General features: G+C 61.1%; 21 protein-coding genes. 13 read left to right on the top strand and 8 right to left on the bottom strand.

Annotated features, from left to right (window positions below; translation table 11 throughout):
• The first annotated feature begins 18 nt into the window (after positions 1-18).
• From CE491_RS13755 to CE491_RS13715, 9 genes are all read left to right on the top strand, one after another.
• Positions 19-690 carry a riboflavin synthase gene (locus tag CE491_RS13755; RefSeq protein WP_110948893.1) on the top strand — a complete coding sequence of 224 codons (672 nt, stop codon included), beginning with the start codon at positions 19-21 and terminating at the stop codon, positions 688-690.
• An 18-nt stretch (positions 691-708) separates the two neighbouring features.
• Entirely contained in the window at positions 709-1800 is a 1092-nt protein-coding gene (gene ribBA, locus CE491_RS13750) for a bifunctional 3,4-dihydroxy-2-butanone-4-phosphate synthase/GTP cyclohydrolase II (RefSeq protein WP_110948892.1), read from the top strand.
• A gap of 145 nt (positions 1801-1945) precedes the next feature.
• Positions 1946-2422: a 6,7-dimethyl-8-ribityllumazine synthase gene (ribH, locus tag CE491_RS13745; protein ID WP_110948891.1), complete on the top strand. Its 477-nt coding sequence runs from the start codon at positions 1946-1948 to the stop codon at positions 2420-2422.
• The gene (gene nusB / locus CE491_RS13740; protein WP_110948890.1) at positions 2419-2919 is read left to right on the top strand and encodes a transcription antitermination factor NusB; all 501 of its coding nucleotides are present in this window, start codon (positions 2419-2421) and stop codon (positions 2917-2919) included. The genes ribH and nusB overlap by 4 nt, the downstream gene beginning before the upstream one ends.
• Before the next feature lie 37 nt (positions 2920-2956).
• Entirely contained in the window at positions 2957-3922 is a 966-nt protein-coding gene (gene thiL, locus CE491_RS13735) for a thiamine-phosphate kinase (protein WP_110948889.1), read from the top strand.
• Positions 3919-4428 carry a phosphatidylglycerophosphatase A family protein gene (locus CE491_RS13730; protein ID WP_110948888.1) on the top strand — a complete coding sequence of 170 codons (510 nt, stop codon included), beginning with the start codon at positions 3919-3921 and terminating at the stop codon, positions 4426-4428. The genes thiL and CE491_RS13730 overlap by 4 nt, the downstream gene beginning before the upstream one ends.
• Before the next feature lie 25 nt (positions 4429-4453).
• On the top strand, positions 4454-5230 hold the full coding sequence (locus CE491_RS13725) for a type 2 periplasmic-binding domain-containing protein (RefSeq protein ID WP_234407594.1): 777 nt from the start codon (positions 4454-4456) through the stop codon (positions 5228-5230).
• A 111-nt stretch (positions 5231-5341) separates the two neighbouring features.
• The gene (ribA, locus tag CE491_RS13720) at positions 5342-5959 is read left to right on the top strand and encodes a GTP cyclohydrolase II (protein WP_110948887.1); all 618 of its coding nucleotides are present in this window, start codon (positions 5342-5344) and stop codon (positions 5957-5959) included.
• A gap of 72 nt (positions 5960-6031) precedes the next feature.
• Positions 6032-6817 (top strand): cobalamin-binding protein, encoded by a 786-nt coding sequence (locus CE491_RS13715; RefSeq protein ID WP_110948930.1) that lies wholly within the window; start codon positions 6032-6034, stop codon positions 6815-6817.
• Positions 6818-6926: 109 nt separating this feature from the next.
• Here the strand turns inward: CE491_RS13715 and CE491_RS13710 are convergent, their stop codons facing one another.
• The 5 genes from CE491_RS13710 to CE491_RS13690 all read right to left on the bottom strand — a co-directional run bounded on the left by CE491_RS13710 (position 6927) and on the right by CE491_RS13690 (position 13407).
• Positions 6927-8810, bottom strand: a complete 1884-nt coding sequence (locus CE491_RS13710) for a TonB-dependent receptor domain-containing protein (protein WP_110948886.1) — start codon at positions 8808-8810, stop codon at positions 6927-6929.
• A gap of 184 nt (positions 8811-8994) precedes the next feature.
• On the bottom strand, positions 8995-10884 hold the full coding sequence (dxs, locus tag CE491_RS13705; RefSeq protein WP_110948885.1) for a 1-deoxy-D-xylulose-5-phosphate synthase: 1890 nt from the start codon (positions 10882-10884) through the stop codon (positions 8995-8997).
• Positions 10885-11116: 232 nt separating this feature from the next.
• Positions 11117-12004 (bottom strand): (2E,6E)-farnesyl diphosphate synthase, encoded by an 888-nt coding sequence (ispA, locus tag CE491_RS13700; RefSeq protein ID WP_110948884.1) that lies wholly within the window; start codon positions 12002-12004, stop codon positions 11117-11119.
• Complete coding sequence (locus CE491_RS13695; RefSeq protein ID WP_062384761.1) at positions 12001-12243, bottom strand: exodeoxyribonuclease VII small subunit; 243 nt, start codon at positions 12241-12243, stop codon at positions 12001-12003. The genes ispA and CE491_RS13695 overlap by 4 nt, the downstream gene beginning before the upstream one ends.
• Positions 12244-12399: 156 nt before the next feature.
• The gene (locus tag CE491_RS13690; RefSeq protein WP_110948883.1) at positions 12400-13407 is read right to left on the bottom strand and encodes a zinc-binding alcohol dehydrogenase family protein; all 1008 of its coding nucleotides are present in this window, start codon (positions 13405-13407) and stop codon (positions 12400-12402) included.
• A gap of 132 nt (positions 13408-13539) precedes the next feature.
• Between CE491_RS13690 and CE491_RS13685 the strand changes: the two genes are divergently transcribed.
• Positions 13540-14445 (top strand): LysR family transcriptional regulator, encoded by a 906-nt coding sequence (locus tag CE491_RS13685; RefSeq protein WP_110948882.1) that lies wholly within the window; start codon positions 13540-13542, stop codon positions 14443-14445.
• Positions 14446-14623: 178 nt separating this feature from the next.
• Here CE491_RS13685 and CE491_RS13680 read toward each other — a convergent pair whose 3' ends face one another.
• Both CE491_RS13680 and CE491_RS13675 read right to left on the bottom strand, forming a co-directional pair.
• Positions 14624-16408 carry an IlvD/Edd family dehydratase gene (locus CE491_RS13680; protein ID WP_110948881.1) on the bottom strand — a complete coding sequence of 595 codons (1785 nt, stop codon included), beginning with the start codon at positions 16406-16408 and terminating at the stop codon, positions 14624-14626.
• Between the two features lie 37 nt (positions 16409-16445).
• Positions 16446-17627 carry a fumarylacetoacetate hydrolase family protein gene (locus CE491_RS13675; protein ID WP_110948880.1) on the bottom strand — a complete coding sequence of 394 codons (1182 nt, stop codon included), beginning with the start codon at positions 17625-17627 and terminating at the stop codon, positions 16446-16448.
• A gap of 119 nt (positions 17628-17746) precedes the next feature.
• Between CE491_RS13675 and CE491_RS13670 the strand changes: the two genes are divergently transcribed.
• The 3 genes from CE491_RS13670 (at position 17747) to CE491_RS13660 (ending at position 20646) form a co-directional block, all read left to right on the top strand.
• Positions 17747-18691, top strand: coding sequence for a LysR family transcriptional regulator (locus CE491_RS13670; RefSeq protein WP_110948879.1), 945 nt, complete (start codon positions 17747-17749; stop codon positions 18689-18691).
• Positions 18692-18955: 264 nt separating this feature from the next.
• Positions 18956-19708 (top strand): maleate cis-trans isomerase family protein, encoded by a 753-nt coding sequence (locus CE491_RS13665; protein ID WP_110948878.1) that lies wholly within the window; start codon positions 18956-18958, stop codon positions 19706-19708.
• 56 nt (positions 19709-19764) lie between these two features.
• The gene (locus tag CE491_RS13660; protein WP_110948877.1) at positions 19765-20646 is read left to right on the top strand and encodes a LysR family transcriptional regulator; all 882 of its coding nucleotides are present in this window, start codon (positions 19765-19767) and stop codon (positions 20644-20646) included.
• Between the two features lie 437 nt (positions 20647-21083).
• Here the strand turns inward: CE491_RS13660 and CE491_RS13655 are convergent, their stop codons facing one another.
• Positions 21084-21863: a FadR/GntR family transcriptional regulator gene (locus tag CE491_RS13655; RefSeq protein WP_110948876.1), complete on the bottom strand. Its 780-nt coding sequence runs from the start codon at positions 21861-21863 to the stop codon at positions 21084-21086.
• Positions 21864-22020: the final 157 nt, after the last annotated feature.

The following is a 22020-nucleotide window of genomic DNA, read 5'->3' as shown; positions in this document are numbered from 1 at the left end:
TGTTCTCCCGGAGGACCCATGTTTACCGGCATTATCGAATCCATTGGCAGCATCCGCGCCCTGACCCCTAAAGGCGGCGACGTCCGCGTTTATGTAGAGACCGGCAAACTCGACCTTTCCGACGTCAAACTCGGCGACAGCATCGCTGTGAACGGCGTATGTCTGACAGCCGTCGAGCTGCCGGGCGACGGTTTCTGGGCTGACGTCAGCCGCGAAACCCTGGATGTCACCGCGTTCGTCGATCTGAAGACCGGCAGCCGCGTCAACCTGGAAAAAGCCCTGACCCCGACCACCCGGCTGGGCGGCCATCTGGTCAGCGGCCACGTCGATGGCGTCGGCGAAGTGCTGTCCCGCGAAGAAAACGCCCGTGCGATCCTGTTCCGCATGCGTGCGCCCCGCGAGCTGGCCAAGTACATCTCGCACAAAGGCTCGATCACCGTCGACGGCACCAGCCTGACCGTGAACGCCGTCAATGGCGCCGAGTTCGAGCTGACCATCGTGCCGCACACGCTGGCCGAGACCATCATGGGCGACTATCGCCCTGGCCGTAAGATCAATCTGGAAGTGGATCTGCTGGCGCGTTACCTGGAGCGCTTGCTGCTCGGTGACAAAGCCGCCGACCCGACCCCGGCCCAGGGCGGCAACATCACCGAAAGCTTTCTGGCCGCCAACGGCTACCTCAAATCCTGAATCGAAGGGGGGTGCCGCGTGGCGCTCAATAGCATCGAAGAACTGGTTGAAGACATTCGCCAAGGCAAGATGGTCATCCTCATGGATGACGAAGATCGCGAGAACGAAGGCGACCTGATCATGGCTTCCGAGTGCGTCAAGGCCGAGCACATCAACTTCATGGCGCGTTATGCCCGTGGCCTGATCTGCATGCCGATGACCCGCGAACGTTGCGAAGCCCTGAAACTGCCTCTGATGGCGCCGCGCAACGGTTCGGGTTTCGGCACCAAGTTCACTGTTTCCATCGAAGCCGCTGAAGGCGTGACCACCGGCATCTCCGCTGCCGATCGCGCGCGCACCGTGCAGGCCGCTGCCGCCAAGGACGCCAAGGCCGACGACATCGTCAGCCCCGGCCACATCTTCCCGCTGATGGCCCAGGCCGGTGGCACCCTGTCCCGCGCCGGCCATACCGAAGCCGCGTGCGATCTGGCGCGCATGGCCGGTTTCGAGCCGACCGGCGTGATCTGTGAAGTGATGAACGACGACGGCACCATGTCTCGTCGCGTCGAACTCGAAGCATTTGCCGCCGAACACAACATCAAGATCGGCACCATCGCCGACCTGATTCATTACCGGATGATCCACGAACGTACGGTTCAGCGGATTGCCGAGCAGCCGCTGGACACCGAACAGGGCCAGTTCAACCTGGTGACCTACCGCGATTCGGTCGAAGGCGACGTTCACCTAGCGCTGACCCTGGGCAATATCTGCGCGGAAGAGCCAACCCTGGTTCGGGTTCACAATATGGACCCGCTGCGCGATCTGCTGTTGGTCAAACAGCCCGGCCGCTGGAGCCTGCGTGCCGCCATGACCGCCGTGGCAGAGGCGGGCAGCGGCGTGGTGCTGCTGCTCGGTCATCCCCTCGATGGTGACGCCGTGCTGGCTCATGTTCGGGAAACCGCAGGTGCCGCGCCGGTCAAGACGCCGACCACCTACAGCACTGTGGGCGCCGGTTCGCAGATCCTTCGCGACCTGGGCGTACGCAAAATGCGCCTGATGAGTTCGCCAATGAAGTTCAACGCGATATCCGGTTTCGATCTGGAAGTTGTAGAATACGTGCCCTCCGAATAAAGACCGGCAGTTGATGAACCGTGGAAGCGTCGATGTTTTCACGGTTTTTGTTCCTGCGGTCGCCGATTCGTGGCCTAAAATCCCTGCAAGCGCGCCCTTATGCGCGCTTGCTTGCTCTTTAATACGAAACACGAGACTCAGCCGAATGACCCTGAAGACCATCGAAGGTACCTTCATCGCCCCCCAAGGTCGCTATGCCCTGGTGGTTGGCCGCTTCAACAGCTTCGTCGTGGAAAGCCTGGTGAGCGGTGCCGTTGATGCCCTGGTTCGCCATGGTGTGAGCGAAAACGACATCACCATCATCCGCGCACCGGGCGCGTTCGAAATCCCGCTGGTCGTGCAGAAAGTCGCTCAACGCAGCGAGTACTCCGCGATCATCGCGCTGGGCGCGGTCATTCGTGGCGGCACCCCGCACTTCGAATACGTGGCCGGCGAATGCACCAAGGGCCTGGCCCAGGTCTCCATGGAGTTTGGCGTGCCGGTGGCCTTTGGCGTGCTGACCGTTGATTCCATCGAACAAGCCATCGAACGTTCCGGCACCAAGGCTGGTAACAAAGGCGCAGAAGCTGCCCTGTCCGCCATCGAGATGGTCAGCCTGTTGGCGCAGTTGGAGGCCAAGTGATTAACGACGATAGCGATCAGTTCAACCCGCGCGACCCTCGCCCGGCCGACGCTGGCAAACCCTCGAAGAGCGAAAAACGCCGCGCTGCCCGCAAGCTCGCCATGCAAGCGCTCTACCAGTGGCACATGGCCAAGCAGTCGTTGAACGAGATCGAAGCGCAGTTTCGCGTCGATAACGATTTCACCGACGTCGACGCGACTTACTTCCGTGAAATCCTGCACGGCGTTCCGGGTAAGAAGGCAGAGATCGAGGCGGCCCTGACGCCTTGCCTGGACATCACCATCGAAGAGCTGGACCCAGTGGAGCTGGCTGTACTGCGCCTTTCGACGTGGGAGCTGATCGAGCGCATCGACGTGCCGTACCGCGTGGTCATTAATGAAGGGATCGAACTGGCGAAAGTCTACGGTTCGACCGACGGCCACAAGTTCGTCAACGGCGTGCTCGACAAGCTGGCTCCGCGTCTGCGCGAAGCCGAAGTGAAGGCTCACAAGCGCTGAGGCGTCTGGATCTCCAGAACCTCTAGCGTTCGACGCCATGGGCGAGTTCGAGCTGATCCGCAACTACTTTGCCGCTGCGCCCTGTGCGCAGCCGGGTGAAGGTGTCGCATTGGGGATCGGTGACGACTGCGCCCTGTTGTCGGTGAGTCCGGGCGAGCAACTGGCGATTTCCACTGACACGCTGGTCGCCGGAGTGCATTTTCCCGACGTCTGCGATCCTTTCCTGCTGGGCCAGCGCGCCCTTGGCGTCTCTGCCAGCGACCTGGCAGCGATGGGCGCCACACCCCTCGCATTCACCCTTGCCCTGACCTTGCCGGAAGTTTCCGCCGCCTGGCTGGAAGCCTTCGCCCGTGGTCTGAACCAGATGGCCCAAGGCTGCTCGATGCGCCTGATTGGCGGCGACACCACGCGTGGGCCCTTGAGCCTGACGGTGACGGTGTTCGGCTCAATACCAGCAGGGCAGGCGTTGACCCGCAGCGGTGCGAAGCCGGGGGACTTGCTGTGCGTTGGCGGGCCTTTGGGCGATGGCGCCGGAGCGCTGCCGCTGGTGTTGAACCAGCGCGCCACCGGGGCGTCTACCACACAGGCTTTGCTCGAGCGCTACTGGTCGCCGCAGCCGCAAATGGCCTTGGGTCAGGCATTGCGCGGCAAGGCGACATCGGCGCTGGATATCTCCGACGGGCTGCTTGCCGATTGCGGACACATCGCGATGGCATCGGGCGTACGCTTGCTGGTGGAGCGCGCGAAAGTGCCGATGTCTGACGCGCTGCTGGCATTTTTCGACGCGGACGAAGCGCTCAATGCCGCGCTCAGTGGCGGCGATGACTACAGACTCGCGTTCACGCTCCCGGCATCATTGCTGGCTGATCTCGTTGCCGCTGGCTGGCCGATTTTCGTGATCGGTCGGGTGGTCGAAGGGCAGGGCGTGGCGCTTATCGACGATCAAGGGCAGGACGTCACTCCGTTGACTCGGGGTTATCAACATTTTCGGGAGACACGGTGACAGATCATCCTAATCAGGTCCCGGCGGAAAACGTTCCACCGTCGGTGTGGACCAACCCCTGGCATTTCCTGGCCTTTGGTTTCGGCTCCGGCACCTTGCCCAAGGCGCCGGGCACCTGGGGTTCGCTAGTCGCCCTGCCGTTCGTTCCGCTGTGGCAGATGCTGCCGGACTGGGGCTACTGGCTGATGCTGGGCATCACCATGCTGTTCGGCTTCTGGCTGTGCGGCAAGGTGGCTGACGACCTGCGCGTGCATGACCACGAAGGCATCGTCTGGGACGAAATGGTCGGCATGTGGATCACCCTGTGGCTGGTGCCCGAAGGCTGGGTGTGGTTGCTGGTGGGTTTCCTGGTGTTCCGTTTCTTCGACATCCTCAAGCCATGGCCCATCCACTGGATCGACAAACACGTGCACGGCGGTGTCGGCATCATGCTCGACGACGTTCTGGCCGGGGTTTTCGCCTGGTTGGCGATGCAGGGTCTAGTTTGGATATGGAGCGTCATATAGGGACCGACTCATGGGGCGCGCCGGGATGAAATGGTTGCTGGGCGTGTCGTTGCTGACGATGGGCTTCGCGGTGGCTATAAGCCCGGCCCGGGCCGATTCCCTGTCCGACCAGCCTGACGATATCGTGCTGGTCAGCGAACACTGGAACGATTACACCGAGGCCGACGGCACCGGGCTGGGTTGGGATCTGATGCGCGAGCTCTTCGAACCGGCCGGGATCAAGGTCCAGGCGCGCATCGAGCCCTACACCCGCGCGGTCGGCCTGGTGCAGCGCGGCCAAGCCGACGCCTGGGTTGGCGCCTACGAGAACGAAGTTGAGGGCACGCTGTACACGAAATGGCATTACGACGTTGACCAAATCTATGCGCTGAGCCTGGCGTCCGAGCCGGCTCCGACCTTGCAAACCCTTGGCAGTTTTCGCTTGGCGTGGGTTCGCGGGTATGAGTATCAGCATTACCTGCCCAACGCGATGCACTTCAATGAAGTCGCCCGGCGCGACCATATTCTCCCGATGCTCGACCACAGCCGTGCTGACCTGTACATCGATGCGAAGCCGGAAATCGACTTCATCCTCCGGCAGACCAAGCTGCCGCAGCGTTTTCGCACCACGTACCTGACGACGATCCCCTTGTATCTGAGCTTTGCCGATAACGCGCGGGGTCGCTTTTTGCGCGATCTGTTCGATCGGCGTATGGCGCAACTGGTGCATTCCGGCAAGCTGCGGCCCATCTTCGCGCACTGGAAGCAGCCTTATCCGTTCGATGCAGTTGATCATCGTGATAAGGAGCAAGTTGGACAATGATCAAACTTGTTGATCTGAATAGCCGACAATTCAGCCTAAGCGCCTGTCGGAACCTGCTGTTACAATGCCGCCTTGCGAATTTCCAGCCCCCATACTGATCAGGAGCACACGGTGCCCGTCGTATTTGTCGCGGCTTCCAAGCTGCCTACCCCTTTTGCCACTTTCAAAATGAACGGCTTCCTCGAGCAGGAAACCGGTCGTGAACATGTAGTCCTCAGCCTTGGCGATGTATCCGACGGCGCTCCGGTTCTCGGTCGGGTGCATTCCGAATGCCTGACGGGCGATGCGCTGTTCAGCCAGCGCTGCGACTGCGGTTCCCAGCTGGAAGCCGCCTTACGCGCGATTGCGTCCGAAGGCCGTGGTGTTTTGCTGTACCTGCGCCAGGAAGGACGCGGCATTGGTTTGATGAACAAGATCCGCGCCTACGAGCTGCAGGATGGCGGTGCTGATACTGTCGAGGCCAACGAACGCCTGGGCTTTGCCGCCGACCAGCGCGATTACGCGATCTGCCTGCCGATGCTGGAGCACCTGGGCGTGAAGTCGCTGCGTCTGATGACCAACAATCCGCGTAAGGTCAAAGCCTTGACCGACATGGGCATTGCCGTCGCCGAACGCGTCCCGCTGCATACCGGCCATAACCCGCACAACAAGCTCTATCTGGCGACCAAAGCCGGCAAACTTGGCCACATGATGGGCAACGAGCATCAGAGTGAAGTCGATCCGGCGTGACATTTGGCAATGTTTGGCGTCTGTCAGGCTTGGCGCGTTCGTACGCTGCTGCATCGCGCATCAGTTAGCCTGATGCGCCCCTCCATCTTCTGTCTGCTGTTGCTGGCGGCCTGGCACGTCAGCGCAGCCGAGCGAGTCGTGAGCCTTGCGCCTTCGCTGACTGAAATCGTCATTGAACTGGATGCTGCCGACCTGTTGGTCGGGGTGCTGGATGGCGGCGATCGTCCGGCGTCTGTCGCGGCTTTGCCTTCGGTGGGTCGGTACGGGCAGCTGGAAATGGAGCGATTGCTCAGCCTGCGGCCCGATCTTCTGCTGCTGTGGCCTGGCAGCGTCAGTGCCGCTCAGCGTGATCAGTTGCAGCGCCTGAACATTCCCACTTTCACCGCAGAGCCGCACACGCTGGAGCAGCTGGCCGATCAGATCGAGCAGATTGGTGCGCGGCTGGGTCGTGCAGGGCAAGGGAGGCAGGTGGCGGGTGAGTTTCGTCAGCGATTGGCCGAGCTGAGAACGCGCTATCACCGGGACACGCCCCTGAGCGTGTTCTATCAGGTGTGGGATCAACCGCTCTACACCGTGGGCGGCGGGCAGATCATCAGTGATGCACTGAGTGTCTGCGGGGCGCGTAACGTCTTTGCCGATGTGAGTCAGACCGCGCCTCAGGTCAGCCTTGAAGCCGTTCTGCAGCGAAATCCCGAGGTGGTCGTTGCCGGTTCGACGTCGCAACTGAACATCTGGAAAACCTGGGCGTCGCTTAAAGCCCGGTTGCTGGTGGTGCCGGATAACGGCATCGAGCGGCCGAGTGGGCAGATGTTGGGTGCGGTGGCGAAGTTATGTGCAGTGTTATCGCCGGATCGATGAATATCCGGCTGCAGGAGCGCGCTTGCGTGCGATTGCGGTCTTTCTGAAGACGCTGTGCCAATTGACGGACTGAATCGCGGGCAAGCTCGCTTCTACAGGGAACCCTGCGTCACAGGCTTGGTGTCCAGGTCATCCCCAACATCCAGGTCCGGCCCTCTTCGCGATACCCATAATTGTTCCCGTCAAAGCTGTACAGCGTGCGGCTGTAGCGCTTGTCCAGCGCGTTATCCAGCTTGAATTCCAGCTTCACTTCATCACTGACCTTCCAACTGCTGCGCAGGCCAAACAACGCGTAACCACCGATGCTCTGGGTGTTCGCCTCGTCGTTGTAACTGCTGCTCACCGCCTGCCAACTTGCGCCGACGCCGAGGCGATCGAACTGGCGGTCGAGGTCGAGATTCACGGTGCGGCGTGCACGTCGGTTGAGCGTATGTCCGGTGTCGCGGTCGCGGGGATCGATGATCGAGCCGCCGAGTCTGCCGGTCCAGCCGAACAGTCGTTGCTCAAGCGACGCTTCGAAACCGTTGATCCTTGCCGAACCGATGTTCTTCGGCCGGAAGTCGCTATCGAGTGCAATTGCGTCTTCCAGGTCGGTGCGGTACAGCGACGCCTCGAGTTTGCTGGTGTCGCTCAAGCGACTGCGCCATTGCAGTTCGTAGCTTTTGGAGTGCTCGGGCTTGAGATTCGGGTTGCTGAAGCCGGGGTAATACAGATCATTGAATGTCGGCGCGCGGAAGCCTTCGCTGTAGGAAAGCAGCACATCATTGGCCTCGTTGACAGGCACGGTCAGTGTGCCGCTCCAGGTGTTCTGGCTGCCGAATTGCTGGTTCTGATCATGACGCAGGCCCAGTTCAGTGGAAAAACCTTCACCCTTGAAACGATGTTGAATGAATGCCGCGCGGTTCCAGCGGCTGTCTTCGTCGAAGGGCGTGCTGCTGTTGACCCGATCCTCATACCAGTCGCCGCCGAGCATCAAACTGTTGCGCTCGTTCAGCGTCAGGTCGTTCTGCCAGTTCACCGAATCGCGATAGGTGTTGAACACGTAGCGGTCATCGCTGAGCTTGTCGTACGTCTTCTCGCGGTTTTCGCTGTGACCCACTTCAAGGCGGGTTTTCCAGCGGTCGTTGATTCGGGCGTCCATGTAAGCGCCGAGACTGCTGAGGTCGAAATCGCTGTACTGCTGCTGGCCGACGCTGTTAAAGGTGATCGGGTCGAACAGGCCGAACGGGTTGTCGAACTCAGTCTTGCCCTTGTTATCCAGGGCATTGAAGCCGACTTCCACGTCATCGGTCAGCCAATGACTCAGGTTCAGACTGTAGGATTTGTTGCGGTAGGCATCGTGATCGGCATCGCTGGCGAAAGAGGGGCCGGTGCGATCGATGCCTGCGGTTTCGTCCAGGCTGGTGCTCAGGTCGAAACGGGTCTGCTCGTCGCCGCCCGAGAGGCCAAGACTGTTCTGCCAAGTATCGCGGTTGCCGAAGCCGCTGTGCAGGCGCGCTTGCAGGCCTTGTTCTGCGCCGCGTCGGGTGAAGATCTGGATAACGCCGCCAATGGCATCGGCCCCGTAAACCACCGAACGCGACCCACGCAGCACTTCGACCCGCTCGATCTGCTCGACATTGAGGTACTGCAGGGCGCTGTCGGCGGACGTGGCGTTGGCGATGCGCTGACCGTCGACCAGCACCAGGCTTTGCGCCGCCTTCGTCCCGCGAATGTAAATGCCCGGCAGACTGCCGCGCCCGCCGCTCGGCGCCACCTGCACGCCCGGCACGCGATTGAGCAGGTCAGTGACGCCGGTCGGTTGCAGACGCTCGATATCGGTCCGGGTGAAAACCGTGTTTGCCGCTGTGCTGGCATCGCGCTGTTCGACCTGACGGTTGGCGCTGATGAGGACATCGGACAGCTTCAAGGCATCTTCTCGATCCGGAAGGTCGGCGAAGGCCTGGGGGATTGGCAGCAAGGACAGGGCGAGCGCGAGGCGGGAAAAATTCATGAGGTTCGGCAAAGAGTTTGGTCGACGCGGACACTGGGGGAGTGAGCTTGCTCACGAAAGCGGCTGAACATTTACAGCATATTCAGCGTCTGAACGTCAGTCTTCGCGAGCAAGATCACTCCACAGGTCATCCAACATCCGTTAAGTAGCGAAGGGGGCAGATGATCGCAGGCGCGTGCAGCGATCAAGTCTTTTGCAGACGCTTGTTGATCGACGCTTCAATCCCGTCCGCATCCAGCCCGCATTCTGCGAGCATCTGCGCGGGTTTGGCGTGTTCGACGTAAACATCCGGCAAGCCCAGATGCAGCACGGACTTGAGAATGTTTTCCCGCGCCAGAAACTCGCTGACCGCCGCACCGGCGCCGCCCATGATGGCGTTTTCTTCGATGGTCACCAGCAGATCGTGGCGGGCGGCGATGTCGCGGACCAAAGCCTCGTCCAGTGGCTTGACGAAGCGCATGTCGACCACCGTTGCGTCGATCTTCTCGGCGACTTTCAACGCATCGGCCAGTTGCACACCAAACACCAGCATCGCGACCTTGTTGCCTTCACGACGGACGATGCCCTTGCCGATCTCCAATGGTTCCAGCCCGCTGTCGATTACGGCGTTCGGGCCAGTGCCACGCGGGTAACGCACGGCGGCCGGGCCGTTGAACAAGTGGCCGGTGCTGAGCATCCTGCGCAGTTCGTTCTCGTCACTCGGGGTCATCACCAGCATGTTGGGGACGCACCGAAGGAACGACAAGTCGAAGCTGCCCGCGTGAGTCGGGCCGTCTTCACCGACCAGACCTGCACGGTCGATGGCGAACAGTACGTCCAGATTCTGCACCGCGACGTCGTGGATCAATTGGTCGTAACCGCGCTGCAGGAAGGTCGAGTAGATCGCCACCACAGGTTTTGCGCCCTCGCAAGCCATGCCCGCTGCCAGCGTCACCGCGTGCTGCTCGGCAATCGCGACATCGAAATACCGCTCAGGGAAACGCTCGCTGAACGCGACCAGATCGGAGCCTTCTTTCATCGCCGGGGTAATGCCGACGAGGCGCTCGTCGGCGTCCGCCATGTCGCACAGCCACTGGCCAAAGACACCGGAATATTTCGGTCCACTGGCCTTTTTTGGCTCGGCGGGCGCGTCCAGGGGGTCGAGCTTGGTGATCGCATGGTAGCCGATCGGGTCGACCTCGGCCGGGGCGAAACCCTTGCCCTTTTTGGTGACGACGTGCAGGAACTGCGGACCTTTCAAGTCACGCATGTTGCGCAAGGTGGCGATAAGCGTCGGCAGGTCATGGCCGTCGATAGGGCCGATGTAGTTCCAGCCCAACTCTTCGAACAAGGTGCCCGGCACTAGCATGCCTTTGGCGTATTCCTCGGTGCGGCGGGCGATTTCCCATGCGCCGGGCAAGCGCGAAAGCACCTTCTTGCTGCCTTCGCGCATGCTGGCGTAAGTGCGGCTGGAAAGGATCTTCGCCAAGTAGTTCGACAGGCCGCCGACGTTGCGCGAGATCGACATGTCGTTGTCGTTGAGGATCACCAGCATGTCGGCGTTGACCTCGGGGGCGTGGTTCAACGCCTCGAATGCCATGCCGGCAGTCAGGGCGCCGTCGCCGATGACAGCGATGGACTTGCGCTCGCTGCCTTGGAGGCGGGAGGCAATCGCCATGCCCAGCGCGGCGCTGATGGAGGTGCTGGAGTGACCGACGCCAAAGGTGTCGTACTCGCTCTCGCCGCGACGCGGAAAGGCCGCTACGCCGCCTTTCTGGCGCAGGGTCGACATCCGCTCACGACGGCCGGTGAGAATCTTGTGCGGATACGCCTGATGGCCGACGTCCCAGACCAGCCGGTCGTCGGGGGTATCGAAAACGTAATGCAGGGCCACGGTCAGCTCGATGACGCCAAGGCCGGCACCGAAGTGCCCACCGGTCTGGCCAACGGTATAGAGCAGCTCCAGGCGCAGTTCGTCAGCCAGGGCTTCGAGCTCGGCTTCACCTAACCGGCGCAGGCCTTCCGGCGTCGCTGCCTTGTCAAGCAGTGGCGTGGACGGGCGCTCGCGGGGAATCTCTTTGAACGTCGTGGGCATCAGGCGAATCGTTATAGTGAAAGAGGCGGCAGTTTACCTGATGCATCGCGAGCTGCCCATGAACTGAATCCGATGGATGTTCAAATCCAGGCAGCGAGACCGGATGCAACGGCCTGACCCTTTGTAGGAGCGCGCTTGCCCGCGATAAATCCATCTGGCTACGAAAATATGTTTGATGTACCCATGAATCGGGCGCAAGCGCGCTGCCACAGACAAGAGCGCGGGCGGACGATCAGTTGCGGCGTTCGACGATATAACGCGCCAATGCACGCAAAGGCTCGGCGGCCGCGTCGAAAGGTCGCAGCGCCACCAGGGCCTGATCTCGCAGCTCAATCGCATAATGCTTGGCTTCTTCCAGGCCCAGCAAAGCCGGGTAGGTCGGCTTGTCGCGGGCGATGTCGGCACCCTGGCGTTTGCCGAGGGTCGCGGTGTCGCTTTCGACATCGAGAATGTCGTCCTGCACCTGAAATGCCAGACCGACGGCGCGTGCGTAGATCTGCAGCGAGTCGAGCTGAACCTGGCTGGCGTGGCCGCTGGCCAGAGCGCCAAGCCTGACGCTGGCCTCGATCAGAGCGCCCGTTTTGTGCCGGTGCATGAACTCCAGCGCGGTCTGGTCGAGCTTCAGGCCCACCGAACCGAGATCGATCGCTTGTCCGCCGACCATGCCGGCAGGGCCAGCGGCGTGAGCCAGGACGGCGACCATTTTCAGGCGTGTCTCGGCATCTTGTGGGTTGAGCTTGCCGTCGCTCAGCACGCCGAACGCCAGGCTTTGCAGACCGTCGCCAGCGAGGATCGCGCAGGCTTCATCAAACGCCTTGTGTGTGGTGGGCAGGCCGCGACGCAGATCGTCGTCGTCCATGGCCGGCAGATCGTCGTGGACCAACGAGTACGCGTGGATCAGCTCGACCGCACAGGCTGCACCGTTGCCCCGCTCTGCATCGCCGCCCAGCGCTTCACAGGCGGCGTAAACCAGCAGTGGGCGTACGCGCTTGCCGCCGTTGGTGACGCTGTAGCGCATGGCCTGATAGAGGCGGGTGAGTTCGGCGGAAGGGGCATTGAACAGGTTTTCAAGCGCTGCATTGACGCGCGCCTGACTGAGGGCCTGATACTCGGCGATCATTCTGGCTGTTCCGCGTCGAAGGGTTCCTCGGCCAGCTCGCCATCGCGCTCCAGTAACACCTGGACCTTCTGTTCGGCCTGCGCCAGCGCGCTCTGGCACTCACGCGTCAGGCGGATGCCTTGTTCGAAGGCGGTCAATGAATCTTCCAGCGACAGCTCGCCGTTCTCCAGACGCTCGACCAGCGTTTGCAGATCGGTGAGGGACTGTTCGAAATCCAGTGCAGCTTTCTTGCGGGCCATGGCGGCTATCCCGGTAGACGGTAAACCGGCGCGACACTAGCAGAGCGACGGCATTGGGGCAAATGAGAGGTGCCGGCGGGCGGATGTAACGCAGCAGTGAGTCGGCGCCGACGTAGCGCCGATCTTCACATGCAGCCAGTCGGTTGAACGGTTGGTTTAGAAGCCTTCGAGCACGATCTTGCCCTTGGCCTTGCCGCTTTCGATCACGGCGTGGGCGCGGCGCAGGTTCTCGGCATTGATCGCCCCGAAATGCTCGCCCAGCGTGGTCTTCAGCACGCCCTGGTCGATCAGGCTCGACACGCGGTTGAGCAGTTCATGCTGGGCAATCATGTCCGGCGTTTCGAAAAGCGATCGGGTGAACATCAGCTCCCAGTGCAGCGACAGCGCCTTGCGCTTCATCGGCACCACGTCGAGGGTTTTCGGGTCGTCGATTAATGCCAGTTTGCCTTGTGGGCGCAGCGCCTCGATCAGTTGTGTGAAGTAGCTGTCGGTGTGAGTGAGGCTCGCAACATGACTGACCTGGCCGACGCCGATTTTCTCCAGTTGTGCCACCAGCGGCTGGCTGTGATCGATCACATGGTGCGCGCCCAGGTCTTTGACCCACGCTTGTGTTTGCGGGCGCGATGCCGTGCCGATGACGGTCAACCTGGTCAATCGACGTGCCAGTTGGACGAGGATCGAACCCACGCCGCCGCCCGCACCAATGATCAGCAGGCTGTCGCCTTTGCCAGCACCTTCCTGTACGCCCAGGCGGTCGAACAGCAGTTCCCATGCGGTAATCGACGTCAATGGCAGCGCAGCGGCGTGGGCGTTATCGATGGATTTGGGTTTGCGCCCGACAATGCGCTCGTCCACCAGGTGAAATTCGCTGTAGTTCCCCGGACGAGCGATGGAGCCCGCGTAGAACACCTCGTCACCGGCCTTGAACAGCGTGACCTCGCTGCCGGCTTCGCGCACGACGCCGACGGCATCCCAGCCCACCACTTTGGGGGCGGTCGCCGCTGAGCCAGCACGGATTTTGGTGTCCACGGGGTTGACGGAAATGGCGCGCACCTCCACCAGCAGGTCACGCGGGCCGGGTGCTGGCTTGGGCAGGTCCATGTCCATCAGCGATTTGGGATCATCAATGGGCAGGCCGTGTTGGGTGAAGGCGATGGCTTTCATGGCGTTCTCTCTTAATGGTTGAGGGCGAGTGAGCTGAAAAGTCTGCTCGCTGAAAGGTGGGCCTATCTTGGTCTTCTCCATCAACAAGAAAAACCCGCACAATGCGCCAACACTTTCACAACTGGAGTGAAAATGATCCGCATCGACGATCTGGCGCTATTCGTTCGGACAGCAGCACTGGGCAGTTTTTCCAATGCCGCACGTGAAGCTGATCTACTGCCGGGGCAAGTGGCCGCGGCGATCAAGCGTCTGGAGCGCGACCTGGACATCCGCCTGTTCGCCCGTTCGACCCGCAGCCTGCGCCTGACTGCCGAAGGTGAGCAATACTTGCCGACGGCGCAAACCGTGCTCGATGCGCTGAGGGACGGCCGCGAGAAACTGCACCGCGAAAGCGCCGAGCTGCAAGGCACGCTGCAGGTGGCAATGCCTTCGGACCTGGGGCGCAACGTGATGCTGAAGTGGCTGACCGGGTTTCGTCGGCAGCACCCGGCGCTGAATTTGCGCCTGTTCGTCTCCGACCAGCTCGCCGACATGTTTCGCGACCCGGTGGATGTGGCGATTCGCAACGGGGTAATCGAAGACGCCAACTACATCGCCATGCCGCTGGCACCGTGGAATCGTCGGGTGCTGGTGGCATCGCCGGACTATCTGGCGCGCAAAGGGCGGCCGATGAAGTCGGACGATCTGCTGCGCCACGACTGTCTGCTGTACATCCTCCACGGCCGGATCTATGACAAATGGCCGGTGGGTGGGCGGGTGTTCACGGTGTCCGGCCCGCTGCTGACCGATGACGCCGATCTGGTAAGGCGCTGGGCTGTGGCGGGCGAAGGCATCGCCTATAAATCGTGGGTCGACGTGCGGGACGACGTGCTCGCCGGGCGCCTGGAATTATTGCTGCCGGATTACCCCGGTGAGCCCGCGCCGCTGAATCTGGTGTACCCGCACCGCAAACAGTTTTCGCCTGCGGTGCAGCAGTTGCATTCGATGCTCAAGAGCCGGTTCGTGGTGATGGAGGAGGGGCTGCCGAGGTTGTTGTGACGCTGAATGCAAATTGCTGTGGGGTCGTGCCGCCGATAGCGCAGCAGACACGGTCCCTGTGGGAGTGAGCCTGCTCACGGAGAGAGCGGTACGGTCATCCATCTTCCTCGCTTGTTTATCCGCCTTCGGAGCAAGCTCACTCCCTCAATGGCTCGTGCTACAGACGTTTCAGCGCTCCTCAATGCGAATGCCGCGGCTCGCCGCTCCTGGCAATCACCCGCAAATGCAGTGTCGCCGGTTCCAGGCACCCACCGGTGGACAGCTGCCCCACCAACTGCCGATACAGCTCCTGCCAAGGCGTTTGCGAAGCCGGCATCTTCGGTTCGAAGTGTGCGCGGCGTTCGGCCATTTCTTCGTCGCTGACCAACACATTCACGCTGCGATTATTCAGGTCCACGCGTAGACGGTCGTTGGTTTTCAACAGCGCCAGACCGCCACCAACAGCCGCTTCTGGTGACATGTTGAGAATCGATGGGCTGGCCGATGTCCCGCTCTGGCGACCATCCCCCAGACAGGGCAGCGAGTCGATGCCGCGTTTGATCAGCTCGGTAGGTGGCGCCATGTTCACCACCTCGGCGCTGCCGGGATAACCCACGGTGCCTGCGCCGCGAATCACCAGAATGCAGCGCTCGTCGATTTCCAGCGTGGGGTCGTTGATGCGCGCGTGATAGTCCTCCGGGCCCTCGAAGACGATCGCCCGCGCTTCGAAGCTGTTCTGCGCGCCAGGTTCGGACAAATAGGTCCTGCGAAAGGCCTCGCCGACCACTGACATCTTCATGATCGCGCTGTCGAAAAAATTGCCGCTGAGCACGATGAAACCGGCGCGGTGCTTGAGCGGGTCTTCGTAAGGACGAATCACATCGGCGTCGTGCACCACGGCATTGCGCACGATCTCGCCAATGGTTTTTCCGGACACCGAGCCGCATTCCTCATGCAGCTTTCCGGCCTTTTGCAGTTCGTGCATTACCGCTGGTACGCCGCCCGCACGATGAAAGCCTTCGCCGAGGTATTTGCCGGCCGGCATGCAATTGACGAGTAACGGTACGTCCTCGCCGATGCGCTGCCAGTCCTCCAGACTCAACTCGACGCCCATGTGCCGTGCGATGGCGATCAGGTGCGGCGGACAGTTGCTCGACGCCCCCAGCGCAGACGCGACGGCAATGGCGTTCTCGAAGGCTTCGCGGGTCATGATCTGCGACGGGCGCACGTCTTCACGCACCAGATCGCAAATACGCTTGCCGGTGATGTAAGCCATCTGGCCGCGCTCGCGATAGGCCGCTGGAATGCTTGCGCAACCCGGCAACGACATACCCAGCGCTTCGGCCAGCGCATTCATCGAAAGCGCCGTGCCCATGGTGTTGCAATGACCCACCGAAGGCGAGGCGGCGGTGGTCATTTCCATGAAGCCTTCGTAATTGATCTCGCCCGCCGACAACAAGTTGCGCGCATGCCAGAGCACGGTGCCGGAGCCGATCAGTTCGCCCTTGTGACGACCATCGAGCATCGGCCCACCGGACAGCACAATCGCAGGCAGGTCAGTGGTGGCTGCGGCCATCAGGCACGCGGGAGTGGTCTTGTCGCAGCCAGTGGTCAGCACCACGCCGTCGAGCGGGTAGCCGTGGAGGATTTCCACCAGCCCCAGATAAGCGAGATTGCGATCCAGGGCCGCCGTCGGACGACGGGTCTGCTCGGCCATCGGGTGCACCGGAAACTCCATCGGAATCCCGCCAGCATCACGAATCCCGGCCTTGACCCGTTGCGCCAGTTCAATGTGATGACGATTGCACGGAGCCAGGTCGCTGCCGGTCTGCGCAATGCCGATGATCGGCCGGCCGGATTGCAGCTCCTCGCGGGTCAAGCCGTAGTTCATGTAGCGCTCGACGTAGAGTGCGGTCATGTCGGCGTGGTCGGGATCGTCGAACCATTGCTGGCTGCGCAGGGGGCGTTTGGGCGTGGTGGGCATGGTCGGAGTTCTCTTGTAATTAGATGTGAAAGTGAGCTCAGCGCTGAATCAGCCCTCGCGTCGCCAGATTGCGAAACAACGCCCCCACCCCAAACGTCCACGGCGTCGCCTGACTGCTATGGGTCACCTCGTTATGCAGACTGCCCAACAGACGACTGCTGATGCTGACCTCATCCCCCAACTTGTGGGTAAAGCCGCCGCCGACGTGATCGCGGTCTTCGGTGGGGGCGAAGAGGGTGCCGAGGTACAGCAGGAAACCGTCCGGGTATTGATGATTCTCGTTGAGCGTCTGCGCGGCAATGTCTTCAGGATCTCGACTGATCTGCGACATCGAGCTCGAGCCTTTCATCACGTAACCGTCGCTGCCTTTCACTTGCAGATCGACGACACAATTACGCACGTCGTCCATCGAAAACGTCTCATCGAACAGCCGAATGAACGGCCCGATCGCGCACGAGGCGTTGTTGTCCTTGGCCTTGCTCAACAGCAGGGCACTGCGGCCTTCGAAGTCACGCAGGTTGACGTCGTTGCCCAAGGTGGCGCCGTGAATCTGCCCGCGGCTGTTGACCGCCAGCACCACTTCAGGCTCCGGGTTATTCCATTCCGATTTCGGGTGAATGCCGATCTGGCTGCCACTGCCGACCGCCGCCAGCACCGGCGCCTTGGTGAAGATCTCTGCATCAGGACCGATGCCGACTTCCAGGTACTGCGACCACATCTTCTGCTCGATCAGCAGGGCCTTGAGCTTGCTCGCCTGTTCGGAGCCAGGTTTGATGCTGCGCAGGTTGTCGCCGATGGCGTTGTGCACGATGGCGCGTACGCTTTCGGCCTTGGCGGGATCGCCGGCGGCCTGTTCCTCGATCACCCGCTCGATCATGCTCGCCGCGAAGGTCACGCCCGCGGCCTTGATCACTTGCAAGTCGGCAGGCGCCAGCAGGAAGGCTTTGCCGGTGTCAGGGCTGGCGTTCGAGTTTGCCAACAGCGCTTCGAGGCTGCTGATCAATGTGCCTTGGGTTTCCCGCACAGCCTTGAGCGGCGATTCGGATTCCAGCAGTTCGCTCAAGGTCGCAAAACGCTCTGAAAGGTCGAACACCCCATCGCCGCGCAGCACCACCGTTGATGGCCCGCCCACTTTGCCGGGGACCCAGGCGCGGCCAATCAAGGTGCCGCTCAGGCCATCGGCAGGCAGCGTGTTTTCGGGGGTGAGCTGGATAGGCATGGGGCAATCCTCGAAGGTTCTTGTGCTTTTGTACCGACCCTAATCAGCGAGGGCGATAAACTCCAATGACATCTGCTCAATTATCGATAACACTGGGTTATCGCGATTCGAGGCTGCCCATGTCCGATATTTCCTTCTCGACGGTCTGTAACTGGCTCAAATTCAAGCATCTGGTGCTCATCGACACCTTGGCGCGAACCCGCAACATGCACGCCGCCGCGCTGCACATGAACCTCAGTCAGCCCGCTGTCAGCAAAATGCTGCGGGAGATCGAGCGCCTGCTGGGTTTCGATCTGTTCGAGCGTCTGCCGCGCAACATGCCGCCGACCGCGCTGGGTGAACATGTGGTGCGCTATGCGCAGATCGCCCTGAACGACGCCAACAAGTTCGTCGACCAGATCAGCAGCCTGCGCGAGGGCGGGCATGGCTTCCTCAAGGTGGGGGCGATTTTTGCGGCGACGGCGGTGGTACTGCCGGACGCGATCGTGCAGTTGAAGCAGCGCTGGCCGTTGTTGTCTATCGAGATTGTCGAGCAGACCAGCGACCACTTGATGGACATGCTCGACGACAAGAAACTCGACCTGGCCGTGGCCCGCTACACCGACGAAAACCAACAGCAGGTCTATGATTTTCAAGCGCTGGCGCCGGAGCCGTTCTGCATGGTGGTCAACAGCCGCCACCCGCTGACCGAGCGTGCGGAAACGCCGCTGCAGGAACTGGGCAACTGGCCGTGGATTCTCTATCCGGTCGGCACCCCGATTCGCGCGCGCATGGAGCAGGCTTTCGCCAAGGCGGGCATCCCCACGCCACAAAACACCATCGACACCATCTCGATGCAGACCTTCCTGCAAGTGCTGCAATCCGGCCCGATGATCGCCATGCTGCCCGCCTCGATGGCCCAGCCTCATCTGGAAAGCGGGCTGTTGAAAGTGCTCAATACCCCGTTGAAACTGGCGCCGCAGGATTATGGAATTCTTACCCGCAAAGGTGAGCCGTTGCTGGGGGCTGCGTCGGAATTTGCCGAGATACTGCTGGCCAATGCGCAGTTGGCACGCAACGCATAGCTTCATTCTGGCGTTGCCCTGTGGGAGTGAGCTTGCTCACGAATGCTGAGTTCTGCCGCTGGAGTTGTGGCGCAGGGGCTTACCGTTTCGTGAGCAAGCTCACTCGCACAGGTAAAACGGAAATCCAAATTGAATCTGCCTCAGTCTGCTGCCATCGCCATCCGCGATGGCAAGCTCGCCAATGCCTGATGTACGTCCCCGGTTACCCCTCCTAACATCGGTCGCACATGCCCCGTCGCTACCTGCGAAATGAAAGGAGAGCCCATGAAAAACTTTCGAATCGGCCAGATCGTCCCCAGCTCCAACACCACCATGGAAACCGAAATTCCGGCGATGCTGACCTCGCGTTACTCGCTGTTCCCGGAAGAGCACTTCACCTTCCACTCCTCGCGCATGCGCATGATGCACGTCAGCCCCGAGGAGCTGAAAAAGATGGACATCGACAGCGACCGCTGCGCGCTGGAACTGAGCGATGCGCGGGTGGACGTCATGGCCTATGCCTGCCTGGTGGCGATCATGTGTCAGGGCGCGGGTTACCACAAAGTCTCGCAAGAACGACTGGGCAAAACCGTCGTCGGCAATAAATCCAACGCGCCGGTGCTGAGCTCGGCCGGAGCGCTGATCGACAGCCTGCACATGCTCGACTACAAGAAGGTCTCGATCATCACCCCGTACATGAAGCCGCTGACCCAACAGGTCATCGACTACATCGAAGCGGCCGGTATCGAAGTCGTCGACTCCATCAGCCTGGAAGTGTCCGACAACCTTGAAGTCGGTCGTCTGGACCCGATGAACCTGGTGGCCCACGCCGACAAGCTCAATATCGGACAAGCCGACGGCGTGGTGCTGTCATGCTGCGTGCAAATGCCTTCACTGCCGGCGATCCAGGTTGTACAGGATCGCCTGGACAAACCGGTGCTGTCGGCCTCCGTCGCCACCGTCTACCAGATGCTGAAAACCCTTGGCCTCAAGGCGCAGGTGCCAAACGCCGGTCATCTGTTGTCCGGCGCATTCTGAGTGCCTGCGTGACGAGGTACTATGGTGGCCACGCAGGCCAACGTCCGGTACCTCTCATGAAGCTCGACCCCGTTTCGCTGCGCCTCTTCGTCAGTGTCGTCGAAGAAGGCACCATCGCCGCGGCCGCCAAGCGCGAACACATTGCGGCGGCGGCTGTGAGCAAGCGGCTCAGCGAACTGGAAGAACTGCTCGACTCCAAACTGCTCAATCGCACCAACAAAGGCATAACCCCCACCGACGCGGGGCTGTCGCTGCTGTTCATGGCACGCAGTGCGTTGAACAACCTCAACGAAATCGTCGTACAAATGCGCGACTACTCACACGGCCGTCGCGGTTCGGTAAACATTCTGGCGAACATTTCGGCCATTACCCAGTTCATGCCCGGCCTGATCGCCTCATTCATCGCGCAATATCCGCTGATCAACATCAGCCTCGAAGAACAACAAAGTCTGGCTATCACCAAAGCCGTCGCCGAGAATCGCGCCGACATCGGCATCTTCACCCGCCTGCCCCACGGCGCTGACATCGAAGTCTTCCCCTTCCGGACCGATCGACTGGTACTGCTGGTGCCCGACGATCACCCGCTGGCCGTGCGCAAAAGCATCACCTTCAATGAAACGCTCGACCACCCTTACGTCACCCTGCGCAGCGGCACCCACCTCAACTTCCAGCTCATCAAAGCCGCCAACGACCTCGGCCGCTCCCTGAAAATCCGCATGGAGGTCTCCAGCTACGACGCCCTGTGCCTGATGGTCCAGGCCGGCGTCGGCATCGGCATCATGCCCGAGGGCAGTGTGGAGATTTACAAACTGCGCGGGGCCAAGGCCGTGCCGCTCAACGAAGAGTGGGCCACCCGAGAGCTCAGCGTGTGCGTGAGATCACGGGAAGGGTTGTCGATGGCGGCGGGGCTGTTTCTTGAGCATTTGTTGGCGGGTTGAGCGCCTATCTTGAGAGCGTCGCCCGATTTGAAGCCGCACGTCTTGCCAGCGGCGGGACTGCATAGGCATGCGTGACTTCGAAGATCGCGACTGACTACGCCAAGAGCGTAGCGGCAACGACTTCAAAAAAGGCATCGCTCTGAAAGAATAAGCTTGCACCGAACTGGCAAGCCGCCGCGCCGAGACCTGGGTTGATCTCCAGTGGTTGCGCATAAGGGCGATGTTGACCCGGTCGATGTGGTTGACGACGATCATCACCACGAATAATGGCAGGACGGGGGGCTTCACCCGTCTTACTGCTGAGTGGAAGACGGAGTCCTACGGCATTCCGGTTTTTGCAGGCATGAAGTGGCATTCTTGTTTTTGTTTTAAGTGCCAGTGGCCAACAGCTGCGTCTCTATCAGGTTGGAAACGCTGGATGGTCATGACCAGGCCGTTTAGGGCTGGGCCTCTGCAACTTCGGCATTGTCAGCCGCGTCAGCGACGCTTTGCGATTCTTGCGCTTTGTAATACTTGCGCAGGGCGATCAAGTGCTCACGCAACTCGCGAACCGCTCCGTCTTCATCCCTGTCCCGCAGGTGCCGCACGATCCGGCGCCGCGCCGCAACGATTCGGGTGTTTTCCGCCGGAATCATGACCCGAAGTAACTGCTGGTGGATGTCGTTGAGTGCGTCGATGAGGATAATCAGCACCGGGTTTCGTGCGGCCTTCGCCATCAGCGCGTGGAAGTTCAAGTTCACTTGCAGCCGCAGGGCGTCGTCACCTCTCGCGGCGGCGAGGTCGCTGGCGTCAAGGTTTTCATCGAGCGCAGCCATCTCTTCTTCTGTGGCCCGTTGGCAGGCCAGTCGAGCGATTTCGATGCCGACGATCAGACGCGCCTCGGCAAGATCGTCCGGCAGGATGTAACCCAGTCGGTACAGATCGTTGAAGCCACTGATCACCGCATCACTCTGACCTTCGCGGATGAATGCGCCGCCGGTGGCGCCCTTGCGCAGTTCCAATAGCCCTGACATCTCCAGTGCTCGCAACGCTTCGCGAACCGTGTTGCGCGACAGCCCGAACCGTTCTGCCAATTCACGTTCAGGGGGCAGACGGTCACCGGGCTTCAGCAGGCCCAGCGAGAGCTGCTCGCGTATTTGCTCGGCCACCTCTTCAAAGGCGCGCTTGGTCTGGACCGGCACGTAAACCGGGAGTGAGCGTGACGAATTGTTGTTCAAGTCCGATGCCTCTTTCAGTCAGAAAATAGGGTTATAAATAATCCATTGGTTCATCCATTGTATTCTAGCCGCGAAAATTTCAGTTGTGTATGGGGCGATGGTTGGCGCTGTGAACCAGAGGTCACCGTTCAGCTACGCACTCTCGTACCAGAGCTAT

The organism is Pseudomonas bohemica (genome assembly GCF_002934685.1).
GTDB classification, from domain to species: domain Bacteria; phylum Pseudomonadota; class Gammaproteobacteria; order Pseudomonadales; family Pseudomonadaceae; genus Aquipseudomonas; species Aquipseudomonas bohemica.
Note: the sequence above shows the minus strand (reverse complement) of the source record. Positions and strands in the feature narration are given on the sequence as shown.